Genomic DNA, 12,615 nt, shown 5'->3' on the forward strand with positions numbered 1-12,615 from the left:
TATTCTGCATGGGTAAAGAAGAACGTTTTAAGGTTTAGAGTTTATGTTGTTAGCTTCAGCGAGTATTGGACGCAAGCTGCTGGCCTCATTCTTAGTGATGGCACTGTTGGTTCTATTGTCTGCATTGATCGGTGTTTCTGGTTTTAGCTTTGTAGCCAAAACGGAAAGAAACGTCGTTGATTCGGCGCTTCCTGCCATGATCGAAGCTCGTCAGGTTTCTGAGTTGAGTAACCGTATTATTTCGTCAGTACAAACACTTTCTAATGCGAGAAACGAAGCTGAAAGAAAAGAGGCTGGCACCGTACTGTTTGACCAACTTGAGTCGCTTCTTCAACATATCAAAGAGCTTGGTGTCGACAGTTTCGATTCTCAGCTCCTCAATAAACTCGAAAACAATGTTCAAAGCGTTATTAACACACTGGCTGAGCTGGGTGTGTCGGTTGAGCGTAAGCTTTGGTTAAGTAAAGAGTTATCGTCTCGTGTCGAAGAGATGCGCCTATTAGCCGAAGAGCTAGAGCAGTTGACGCGAACCCAAGTTTTGAACACGGCTACCATTGCGGTTGCTAACGTCACGCATATCTATGACCTGCTAGAAACCAAAGAAACGGATAAAGCCTACCAAGCCTTAGATGCGCTTGTAGAGGTTGACCTTGATTTGTCTGAGCGCCTACACGAATTGCATTTGTTGGCGTTCAAAATGCTTAACCAAATTGAAGAAACGCAAACCGTTACCAACGTAGAGCGTATTCATCAAATCCAATCAGAATTTGAATCCAACCTAAGAATCATGGCGCGCCGCGTTAAAGCGGTCGAAGATCCTACTCGTTCAGCGCAGATGTCTCAGCTTCTAGAAGAGCTCAGAAAACGCCAAGTCGTGTTCGATATTTCATTAGAACAATATGAGAACACCAAAAAGTCAGAGTTTCTGATGCAAAATACGTTGGAGCTGTTCTCTCAGCTGAATACAACGGTTAACCAACTGGTTGATGATTCAAACCGCAGTACCAAAAAAGCGGTTGATGAGCTGACCAGCACGTTGAATTTGGCTCAATGGTCACTGTCTGTGATTTCGGTTATTGGTTTGGTTATCGTTGCATTTATCGTGTGGCGAGTGGTGTATATCTCGGTTGTTAAACGTCTTACTGAATACTCATCGGCCTTGATGTCTATCGCACAAGGTCGCCTGAATATTGATATCTCGGTAAAGGGTAATGATGAGCTGGCTCATATGGGCGAGGCGATCATCACTGCCAGAAACACCGCGCAGGCGCTACAAGTGGTTGCGGTGGGTGAAGCAAAGGCGAAACGCGAACTTGAAGAGCACAAAGAACACTTAGAAGAGTTGGTCACAGACCGAACCTACCAGCTGCAAAAGACCAATGAGAAGCTGAACATCGAGGTAGGGAACCACGCTAAGGCTCGTAACGCCGCAGAACAAGCAAGCCGCGCAAAATCCGCTTTCCTTGCGACGATGAGTCATGAAATACGAACGCCGATGAACGGTGTATTAGGTACTGCAAGATTGCTCAAAGATACCGGGTTAGACCCGCTGCAATCCGGCTATGCAGACATCATTAACCGCAGCGGTAAGAACCTACTCGCGATTTTGAATGACGTGTTGGATTACTCAAAGATTGAAGCGGGGCATTTAGAAATCCGCACTGTTTCGTTTGATCTTCATCAGATGGTTCAAGATACCTACCAATTGATGGAAGGGCGTGCCGCTGAGAAGAAGCTGAACTTTGATTTCCATATTGAAAGTGATGTGCAACGCTATTGGCGTGGTGACGTAACGCGAATCAGCCAAATCTTGAATAATTTGGTCGGTAACGCGATTAAGTTTACGGAAAGTGGCTCGGTCGATATCTTTATCAGCTTAGATATCGAAGATGAAAATCGAGTGATGTTTGAAGTGTCAGATACAGGTGTCGGTATTGATGCTAGCGAACAAGCTTGTCTGTTTGATGCCTTTACCCAAACCGATAGCGGTCGCAACAAAACCGGCGGCACAGGGCTTGGATTAGCGATCAGTAAAAGCATCATGTTGGCAATGAACGGGGATATTGGCGTTCATTCTGAAGAAGGCGAGGGTAGCCAGTTTTGGTTCTCACTGCCACTTGAAGCCGGTGAGAAGATAGAAACGAAAGTACCGGTCATTGAAGCGTGTATTCGAGCTAAAGTATTTCTGATTGAAGATAACCCCGTAAACTGCATCGTTGCTGAAGGCTTCTTGCATAACTTGGGGCACGAGGTTGTGATTGCGACAGCCGGACAAGAAGCGAGAGCCATATTCAGTGAGCAAGAGTTCGATATTGCGCTGGTGGACATTAACTTACCCGACTGCGATGGCGTCGAGTTAATTCAACAACTCAAAGACGATGCGCTTCAGCATAAAAGTGAAGAAGACGTAATTCGAAAAGTACCCCCAATGATCGCAGTATCGGCTCATGTGTTTAACGAAGAAGTGGAAAGCTATTTGTCGTCTGGCTTTGATGGATTCTTACCTAAGCCGTTAGAGAAGGAAGCATTATCGGAATTGATTGTTGAGCAGTTGGACGGTCACACGCTGTTGCTGCCTCAGCCGGATCCGTCAGATGCTGTTTGCTGTCAGCTAAACTCTAAACCTCAGGAAACCGAGCTAGACTTATCAGCATTGGCATTTGCAAGCTCGACACAACGAGCAAACCAAGACGCGGAACATAATCAAGGAGAACCGATTGTGCAGATGATTAACCCTAAGATTATCAAAGACGACTTGGCCATTCTCGGTCGAGAAAAAATAGTGCAGATTGTTGGGTTGTTTGACCAAAGCAGCCAAGTCACTCTCGATGAACTGATTGTGGCAAGTGCCGCTGACAACGCTCGTGAAATTAAGTCTTTAGCTCATAAACTGAAAGGGTCTGCCGGCAGCCTAGGATTATCTGCACTGTTTGCTTTATGCCAGAGCATTGAAGCGAGCGAGGATCCATTACTTCAATATCGCGATAATGCAGACTCATTACCTGAATTGGTGAAAGACTCGTTAGCAGCGCTCCGAGAGCAACTATAGAGTGGCTATTGGGCGGAAAGCCCCAAAATAAGAACAGAAAACAAAAAGCAGGCTATTTCTCCGTTTTAATATGAAGAAGTGACCTGCTTTTTTATTGTCGAATAAGAATCTAATTAAGGCTTTCAAGGAACGGCTCTAAGCCATCTTGATATGTCCAGCAGCTTTGATCTTAACGTGAACCATATTGCCTTGTAGGTAGCTTAATGGAATCTCGCTGCGTTCAATGATCGCGACATTATCGCTGCATGCGCCAGCTTCAATCGCCAGTTGCTTTGATTGCGCTTCCAAGCCCTTTAAGGTCTCTTCACGTGATGCTGGGTCAATCGGTACGATCTTATCGAATTGACCTGATATTTCACCCAACGCAACACCAATCGCATTAGCCACTTCAAAGTGCTCAGGACGAACCACTTGGCTCACACCTTCAAAATGATCTGGGAATAGGGCACTACCACCACCAACCATGATTACGGGTACACTCGCCGCAGAGGTCTTCATCTTATCGATGCCTTCTTCAACATCCGTGACCATTTGTTGATAAATCTTGCTTGCTTGTTCGGCTGAAACACCAATCTCATCACTCAGTTGATGTTCTGCCTGCCACTGCATTTGTCCTGTTTTGAGTGCAATATCGGTGAGCGTAAGTTCATCACCACCAAAGCTACGCGCCGTTTGCGTCAAGGTATGGCCAACACTTTCTGGGCCTAGCTCTATACGCTGCTGTTCAAAGCGAACCTTGGTACCACCACCAATGGCTAACGCCAAAATATCAGGCATACGGAAGTTGGTTCTCACTTCACCGATTTCTACTGCTAAGCTCGATTCTCTTGGGTAGCCGTGAGTCAGTACGCCGATATCAGACGTAGTGCCGCCCACATCGACCACAATCGCGTCTTTTAACTTAGTTAAGTGACTCGCTCCACGAATCGAGTTTGTTGGCCCACAAGCCACGGTAAGAATCGGGTACATCAATGCGAACTGCTGTGACATCAGTGTTCCGTCGTTCTGACCGAAATAAGGCGTGGTGTGGATTTCATGATTGATGAGTGCACTGCAAAAGCCGTCAACGAATCGTTTTGCTGTCCCTTGCAGAGCCGCATTGAGGATAGTGGCGTTCTCACGCTCTAAAAGCCCTAAGCTGCCCACTTTATGGGATAACGAAAGGTTCACCTCCGGAAGTTCTTGTTGAATCCACTCTGCGGCTTGAAGCTCTTGGTCACCATTGACAGGAGAGAACACACCGCAGATAGCGATTGAATCCACGTGGCCTTTCATTTTTTGGCAAAGCTCGCGGATCTCAGATTCTTGAATGTCGGCAATCAACTGGCCGTCGTATTCATAGCCGCCGTGTGCTTGGTAGAAGTGCTGACCAAGCAGGTTTTGCCACGCTTCACTCCAACCACAAAGGGGCGGGACGCTATCACCACTGGGAAGCGCTAAGCGAATCATGCCGACTCTGTCTAAGCCTTTTCGTTCAACGATTGCGTTGGTGCATTGAGTCGTGCCAAGCATCGCGTGTTTCACTTGCTGACCATCAATGTTTGCTTGGTTTAATAGCGCAGAAATCGCGTTGTCGATCCCTGTTGAAACATCATGTGTGGTTGCGGTTTTTACTTTGGCAATCACATTTAAGTCTGCGTCGAGCAGCACACCGTCGGTATTGGTGCCACCTACGTCAATGCCCAAACGGCAGTAATCAAGCGTAATGTTTGTCATGCGACTACCTCTTCAATGCAGACTTTAGTTGTTCAATGGTTTGATACTCGACGGTGTAGCCAAAGTAACCCGGGCCCGCGACTTCAATACCTTTGTCAGTGCGCCATTTGGGGTCGCAAGGGTAAGCGATAAGGTCGATGCGCTGCCCGTAACGAAGTTGTTCGGTTGTGATTGGCTTACCCGTTTCATGATCCAAGATCGAAATAAGATCCGGTGTTGATGCCAGCAGGTTATCTTGACTCATGTCTGCGCGGCTTGTACCTTTGTGCGCGAGAAGTAATTCGTTTTGGAACTGCACAAACACGTTATCGACGCCGGTATCTTCAAACTGAGCCAGCTTTTCAATCACGACACCACCTGTTGCAAAACCACCATCGGTTTCACGTTGAATATCAACAATCTTGCCACTGATGATGGTATGGCCGCCGACAATGTCTAATACGGCCTGTGTGCCACTTTTATTGTTGTCGTTCGCCAGTCTAATCGCTTCACCAATCTTCATTGCTTGGGTCAGTGTCGCAGGCAGTGCACTGCGTTTTAGGTTCTTACCGTTCATTGGGTAATCGCACATTGCTGCAGAGCCACCCATCTGTTCGGTAATCGGCCTCGCAAACTTTTCAGACCAAATACCGTCAATCGGATAAAGCGTGACGACATTGCCACGCTCATCGGCCAATGTGTTCGGTGCCGAAGGGAGACCATCAAGAAAGAAGGTCACCATCTGAGCTTCTGGGAACGCACGTCCCATCGCATCACAATCGATCACAGGAATGTTCTTTTGTGCTGCAACGAGAATTGGAATCAATGAATTGAAGCCGCCTACTTCGATAGGAAACGTTGCCGCTACTTCAGTGCCGAGCGCTTTTTCCATCGCTTCGAAAGCAATCAACATTTGATCTTTCGAATTGAGTTTCTCTACTGCGACTGTTGGTGCGCCAATCATTGAAGAGGGCACTGTCATCCAATCGTCTTGCACGTCTTCTAAAGGAATCATACGTACAGGGTGCTTTGCCGTTGCAATGGCTACTTTCGCCATCAAGGCACCGCTGTATGGGTCACCGCCGCCGCCAGTACCTAATACCGTCGCACCCAGCGCGATATCATCAATCATTTGTTCAGTAATAATCACAACTACTATTCCTTATCACTTGAAGGAGAAAGCTTCATTAGGGCGAGGTAAATCACACCAGCGGCAAGAATGCCGTCTAACGCCGAGATGCTGGTGAACGAAAACAGGTTGAAAAACTCTGGTGCAGTACAAGCGCTGAATGCAGTACCAAATGCCCAAGAAGCCAAGCCTTTAAACATCCAAGCTGGAACTTGTTGGATGTTCTCAAAGCTCATTTTTGTCGAATCTAAAACATAATATTGAACGATGTAGACACCCGCAGCAGGCGCAATGGTTACGCTGAGTAGCATTAAGAAGTCGGTAAACTTGTTCACCATGCCGAGTTGAGCGATACCAATGCCGACGATGGTCATGATCACAACCAGAACAGGGCGCGGAATCTTAGGTAGAACCATCGACATGCATAAGCCGCCAGAGGTTAGGTTGCTACTGTTGGTGGTCCATTGTGCGAATACCAGTACTATAATGGCCGCCATGCCTAAACCTAGGGTGAAGAAGACTTCGACTAGGTCGTCGGTGCCGGTCATTTTGGTCAAGATCAATGCGATAAGAATGATGGCACTGTTGCCGACGAGGAAACCGATACCCGCTCCTAAAATCGCATCACGGCGTGTTTTGGCGTAGCGAGCAATATCAGGTGCAGCAACCGCAGCTAGAATCCAGATAGACATAACAAAAGAGATGGCTTGGCCAAGCGTCAAAGGATCTTCAATCGATGGCGCTGCGCCACCTTGATAATCAGCAGCCATAAACAAACCGATGGTAATCAACGTCACCATCAATGGAACAGAATAGGTACTGAGTTTGCCTAAAGCACGAACGCCATAGATAGCCGTCATCATCATTAACACACTGCCGCCAATAAGAGCGGTGAGGTGTGAAATTATGATGTCGTATTTCGCCAGTGCATCGACCATGATGAAAGCGAAGAAATCAGCCTGGAATGCGAACCAGCCGACTAATGAGATGCCGTTGATGAAGCCAAGAATTTTACCGCCGTTACGGCCAAATACCGCGCTGCTCACCAGCGGGGTAGACACGCCAGCTTGAAAGCCAATGTTGGCACACAGCATCGCGATGATCGCCAATAAGCCTGAACCAATAAACGTGGCAAGCAGTGCGTCTTCAAAACCAATACCGCTGCTTAGAATCGAGCCGAGAAACAGTCCCGAAATGTCGATGCCGATTGCCAACCAAATAAGGCTGATGACCCACCAAGATCGTTTGGCCTTCTCGGGAACGGGTTCCAACTCGAAGTCATCTATCTTTTTGTGGCTGTGTGTTGCTTCGGGTTTATTCACGTAAGCTTCTGCCGCCATAGTGCCATCCATGCATTGTTATTCCATAAGTGTGAATAAAGCATACTGATGTATTTATTGTTAATAAATGAATATAATCAGATGTAAACATAACAAAAAACAAATGTGAGTGGCAAAGTGAATCCAAACAATAAGTTAGATAAAAGAGACCTACGTAGATTAGAGCTTTTTTGTGAAATTGTTGAGCAAGGAGGCATCAATCAGGCGGTAGCAAGCACTGGGATTAGTCAACCAGTGCTGAGTAATCAGCTTATTGCCTTGGAAAAAAGCTTAGAATTAACATTATGCCAACGTGGTCGACGTGGTTTTAAGCTGACTCATGAAGGTGAGCAAGTGTATAAATATGCGAACCAACTAAAATCGACCTTAACCGACTTCGCTTATAAGTTACGAGGTGTACAGACGGAACTCTCTGGGCATGTGCGAATTGGATGTTTGGATAACACCGTCACTTTGCCTTATAACCCACTTCCCAAAGCGATCGAGACGTTTTACCAACGCAGTAACAGTGTAGAGGTGAGTGTTGATGTCGGGGATTTCACCCAGTTGAATGAGAAGTTAGCAAAGAGCCAGATTGATATGATGATAGTGGTTCTAGGGTCACATCAAAAATCAGCGTTTCAACATAAATACCCACTGTTTGAAGAGCACAGTTATCTGTATGCGCGTAAGGATCTGGCTGAGAAGATCATGGACAAGGATTTCTCATTGGATGGCTGTCGTATCAACATGGGCGGCTATGCCAAAGATGAGATGTTCCGATTACTGAATATTGAGCAGTACGATTCCGTAAAGCCTTTTGATGGCTGGCATGTCGAGTCGGGTGTAATTTTAACCTTGGCGGGCACACACCTGAGTTTTTTACCGTCTCATTTAATCGACCGTGGCCATTATGACCAAGCCTTGATTCCGCTTCAGCCCGAGAAGTGGAGCCTTAAGAGTCAGTTTTATGTGGTGTTGAAGCAACCTGTAGATTCCCTTTCCCCCGCCGCGCGTGTGTTTTTTGATGAGCTACACCAACCGGAAGCATCGGATTCAATATAGAGAACTCGTCGCTTCTCAATAGCACTTAAGATACTTTCTCATATACAAAAAATCCTCTACCAAGACAGAGGATTTTTGCTTTTATGCTTTATGAGTGAAAACTAACGGTTCTCGAAGCGGTTGTAATCCAACAATCCGAACTCGATCGGTTGGTCTTGTTGATACCAACGATGCACGCGATCACTGAATGGCCAGAACTCGCTAGAACTGCGTCGTACCGCAAACTTATCTAGCAGCGCCACGTAGTCTTCTTCTGTGCTTAAGTTTTGCAGCGTTTTAACCAGAGTAGGAATCTCGCTCTCGGTTAATGATAGGTAAGCCGCAGGGTAGCTACCGACAACGCCTCGTACGAGGGTAAGGTCATCATTGGCGTAATCACGGTTACCTTCTTCATTAAACAAGCTAGAAATGTTGCTGTGCGCGTTATTGTGAATCATGGTGAACAGTTGCTCTTCGCCGTTTTCGCCTTCAATCATGATCATCACTAATTGAGGCACATGACGCAGGCCTTCGCCCTTTATCAAATTCACTTGGTTAAGCAGTGCTTCATTCTTCCTACCAAAACCTGTTTCAACAATCTCAAAGCGATTATCGAGAACAGGTGCGAGCTTATCTTTGATCATATCAAGCAGTTCGTGTTTCGGATCCGCCGTTTTGTAAACCACGCTGGTCGGCTGATCAAAAGGTGCAATGTTTCGCTGCAAATAGTCACTCAGTTGTGCGCTTTGGTTCTGGTACCAACTAGAGTGTTCAATGTGACGAACGTCTTTAGGAAGAAGGCTTAAGAAGTTACTCTCACCTTCAAGACGCAAGAAGTCCATGAACATGCGTGTAATCAGCTGGTGGCCAAAGTTGCCGTAAACATCGAAGCCTGCAACGAGAAGATAATGAATACGCTCTAGAAGAGCATAATCAAGAATCCACGCAGTCTTAGGTTGCGTGCCAACTAACCCTTGTACAACAGAGGCGCTATCGAAGTGCCTAAAGACGGTGAGAGCAGCATTCGGGTTGATGCCATCGCCATCCCAAATGATGCCAGTGTCTAGGTGGACGCCACTCTCGAACCATTGGTTAGTGAAGTCTGATTTCGCGTTTAGGTATTGCGCTTGTTGCTTTGCGTATCTTACCCAGTTGGTCACAGGTACGGTGTTACTTTTTAGTTCGCTAGGCAGCTTTAAGTTTTTCTTTTGACTTGCGTAGAAGGCGTTGATTTCCGGAACATCGGCTTTCTCTGGGTCGATGAAGAAAACCCAAAAACGGTCGTTAATTACGTTCAAGGCAAGTTGACCACGACACACAGGTCCTTTGATGTAGGCCATGATGGTGTTTTGCGCGTTATCTAACATGAAGTTGAAGCGCGAGTTTACTGGCAGCGCTTCAAATGATGTCATTGGGTTTGCTGAAACATCGATGTCGTAACTAGGTAGTTGTTTTACTTCGTAATTTACGTCGACAAACCAGGTATTCCACTTTTGTAGACGCTCTTTATTAAGTGCGAAAGGCATGTGCGTTTTGTCGACGATAGTGCCTTGTTCTGGAATCAGACGGTAGTAAACACTGTCTACTTTTGGATCGTCATAAGGGCGACGAGTCGTGATGCGTTGTACCGCTTCACCTGGTGGTGTTGCAGAGCGAACAACAGTAAAGAAACGCGTTGGTTGAGCTAAATCAGAAAAATAGACATGAGATAAAAACAGGTGCTCGTAGATGTAACGTGCTGAAAGTTGACTCTTATTGTCACTCTTGTTTAAAAAGCTTTCGTAGACATTAACGAGCTCTTGTTCTGCATCAGTCAATGGAATGTGGTCGTTCATTAACGCGCCATTTTCCAACCAACTCATTAAAGTCGCGTATTCGGTTTTGTCTAAGTTTGGCATCCCATAAGGCATTCCCCAAGTTGGGTAATCTCTCTCGTATTGAGCGTATTCTTCAATGGTTGGGCACTGTTGGTCGCGATCGATTGAAAAGTCGAAACCTTCAAGCTGGGTTTGATCGGGCAGAGGGTGATTCTCTTTCTGGATCAACATACGAGAAACAAGACCAGCATCGAGGTTAGCCGTTGAGTTTTGCATGCGCTCATTGAGGACAGGATGAAAATCCGCATCGCGCCACTCTTGCGTGGTTAAAGCATCTTCAAACAAGCGAGTAGGGGCTGATGCCGTTAAGCGGGTGCCTTGATAAACGAGTGCCTTGCTCGCGCCTCGGTCTATACCTTCCACTGAAGACATTTTGAGTTGGCAAGGGGCGTCATAACAAGCGTGACAAACCACGCATCGGTTATCAATGATGGGCTTTACTTCGTCAATGAAGTGCTGCGCTTGAGCTGAAAGAATAGGTGCTTGGCGATCGCGTACTTGTTGTTCACCAAACAGTTCGTCGAAGTTTAAACCCGCGTAGACGGCACAACCTGAGAAGACGCTAACAAAAGCTAAAATGAAGAGTTTTTTCAAATTCATACGTATTTAAATATTAGGCATTTTCTATAATTATATCGAAAATGATTGAAAATGCTCATGTTCTAACAATTTTGTAGACAAGATCTTGATGGGACGAGTGACTTGTCGATGCGCGTTACTCGCTTGTGATCAGAAATTGGAGTTTAGACTTAGCTAGATTTAAGTCCCAAGAGCTAAAAGCTAGCAGTTAAGAGTTAAGAGTTAAGAGCTAAGACTCATTGATTGACGTAACAAACAGAGAAGGGGACAGACAATCGCTCAAACTCTTTGATCCAGCGCCACTGGTTGTCTTGCAGTTTATCGCCAGGGCCTTTGACTTCAATCCAATGAAACTCATCGCCCTTGAACGCAATCAAATCCGGCATCCCAGTTCTAAATAGCTTTAAGTCACTCAATATCACTTTGAAGAGGTCTACAACCAAGGCATTTGGAATTGAAGCCATGCCGTGTTCGATGAGTGCTTTAGGAAAATAATTCCAATGAACAAAGGGGTTCGCGATACCTTGCTTTTCATCGTAAGTATCAAGAAAATGGTTCAGCCCATGTTTGGATATCGTTTGAAACACGGCTTCAATCTGTTCGGCTCGCTTGTCTACGAAATCTGAATGGTACAGATCCAATGGTCGATGTTGGTAACGATTGATAAAGGCGCCTTCAACGTCTGCGAAAATGACATCCCAGAAAGCCAAACCAAACAAGCCACACAGAAAACTGTTTTCTGAAAAGTAGACGTCCCAACCTTGGTTCTCAAAATGCTGCTTTACCGCAAGCTCGACTCGAGTTTGGCTGAGGTCTAATTCCAGTTTTAACTCTTTGCAGCTCGGCTTTATGGTTCGTGAAACTTTGTGCCCCTGTTTCCGTAGCAGTCGGTCTTCAAGCTTAATAGCGATTTCCAACTCTGACACATCCGATGGAGTAGCTTTCATTTGCGTGACAATGTCACACATTAAGTCTAGCGTACCTTGCTTATCATAGATGCGTGCAAGTCGTTCTCTGCTCGGAGGAAGTGTAGATTGTCTGAACCAAAAGATAGCTTGGTCGTTTAGATTAAGCCTTTCAAGATCGCGAGCAATATCATTGATCAAACGCGATCGTTTTCTGGCAATACTTCTGTGTTCTGATTCTTCAGGAATCGCATTTAAAAGCAGTTCCAGAAACTCGCCATCTTTGCGGTCACCTTCTGAATACAAGCGTTGAATATCGCGCATCTGGATTAATTGATTGAGCTGATCCCTAGAGGTGAAGAAGCGGCGTTGCTTGCTTAATGGGTAGTTCTCAAAGGTGTTTAGCCCAAGGTCGCTTAACACTAACTGACTTAAGTCTTGATAGGTGTTGGCAAAGAACAGCAACAGTAATACATCAATCACTTGAGATTCGATGACGTAAATACAGTCGAAAGAGAGGTTTTGAAATTGATCAAAAGGTTGCTGATCAAGCCGTAACAACAGCTCGTCTTTCTTGGCATTTCTATGGCTCTTAAGGGCGGGGAATACACTCAACAGCTCTGGTTTGGTGAGCAAGTGAAACCCGAGCTCGACCTCACTAATGGCGAGGTCATGCTGTTCTTCGGGATGACTCAACCCAATGAAGCCTGAGCTGTTTAGCTCTTGCAGTACGGTCTTTAGATCTGGGATCTCAACATAGTTGAGTTTATCGCTGCGAAACCAACGGCCTTTACGAGAAAGCAAACGGACCATTAGGCATTGGCTTGAAACAGAAAGACGTTTGTATGCGGACAACCAACGACATTCATCATCACTCAGAAGATCGGGGTAGAGCGTTTGAGCGTGTTCAACCAGTCGATTGAAGTTGTCGAGATAATAAGTGGGGGAGAGCTGAAGAGTGGTTTCGGTCGTCAATGGAGAAGTCGCTTGATACAAAAAGAGCCTAACCCTAAGGTTA

The 12,615-nt window shown here is 45.9% G+C and carries 7 protein-coding genes; 2 read left to right on the plus strand and 5 right to left on the minus strand.

Annotation, left to right across the window (positions count from 1 at the left end; translation table 11 throughout):
• The first annotated feature begins 43 nt into the window (after positions 1 to 43).
• Positions 44 to 3,049, plus strand: coding sequence for a TMAO reductase system sensor histidine kinase/response regulator TorS (gene torS, locus AB4307_RS00655; protein ID WP_372130775.1), 3,006 nt, complete (start codon positions 44 to 46; stop codon positions 3,047 to 3,049).
• 135 nt (positions 3,050 to 3,184) lie between these two features.
• Here torS and AB4307_RS00660 read toward each other — a convergent pair whose 3' ends face one another.
• Genes AB4307_RS00660 through AB4307_RS00670 form a run of 3 tightly spaced genes read right to left on the minus strand, consistent with a single transcriptional unit; the run spans position 3,185 to position 7,225 of the window.
• Positions 3,185 to 4,765 (minus strand): hydantoinase/oxoprolinase N-terminal domain-containing protein, encoded by a 1,581-nt coding sequence (locus tag AB4307_RS00660; protein ID WP_372130776.1) that lies wholly within the window; start codon positions 4,763 to 4,765, stop codon positions 3,185 to 3,187.
• 4 nt (positions 4,766 to 4,769) lie between these two features.
• On the minus strand, positions 4,770 to 5,894 hold the full coding sequence (locus tag AB4307_RS00665; RefSeq protein WP_017064776.1) for an S-methyl thiohydantoin desulfurase family protein: 1,125 nt from the start codon (positions 5,892 to 5,894) through the stop codon (positions 4,770 to 4,772).
• 5 nt (positions 5,895 to 5,899) lie between these two features.
• Positions 5,900 to 7,225 (minus strand): cytosine permease, encoded by a 1,326-nt coding sequence (locus AB4307_RS00670; protein ID WP_017064775.1) that lies wholly within the window; start codon positions 7,223 to 7,225, stop codon positions 5,900 to 5,902.
• A gap of 93 nt (positions 7,226 to 7,318) precedes the next feature.
• Here AB4307_RS00670 and AB4307_RS00675 point away from each other — a divergent pair, with 93 nt between their 5' ends.
• A complete protein-coding gene (locus AB4307_RS00675) occupies positions 7,319 to 8,257 on the plus strand; it encodes a LysR family transcriptional regulator (RefSeq protein ID WP_372130778.1) in 939 nt (312 codons plus the stop codon).
• 101 nt (positions 8,258 to 8,358) lie between these two features.
• Here AB4307_RS00675 and AB4307_RS00680 read toward each other — a convergent pair whose 3' ends face one another.
• Both AB4307_RS00680 and AB4307_RS00685 read right to left on the minus strand, forming a co-directional pair.
• Positions 8,359 to 10,713, minus strand: a complete 2,355-nt coding sequence (locus tag AB4307_RS00680; protein WP_017064773.1) for a fatty acid cis/trans isomerase — start codon at positions 10,711 to 10,713, stop codon at positions 8,359 to 8,361.
• Positions 10,714 to 10,928: 215 nt separating this feature from the next.
• Positions 10,929 to 12,593 (minus strand): VRR-NUC domain-containing protein, encoded by a 1,665-nt coding sequence (locus tag AB4307_RS00685; protein WP_372130780.1) that lies wholly within the window; start codon positions 12,591 to 12,593, stop codon positions 10,929 to 10,931.
• Positions 12,594 to 12,615 lie beyond the last annotated feature (22 nt).

It is taken from the genome of Vibrio sp. 10N.261.52.C2 (assembly GCF_041471425.1).
Taxonomy (GTDB): Bacteria; Pseudomonadota; Gammaproteobacteria; order Enterobacterales; family Vibrionaceae; genus Vibrio; species Vibrio crassostreae_C.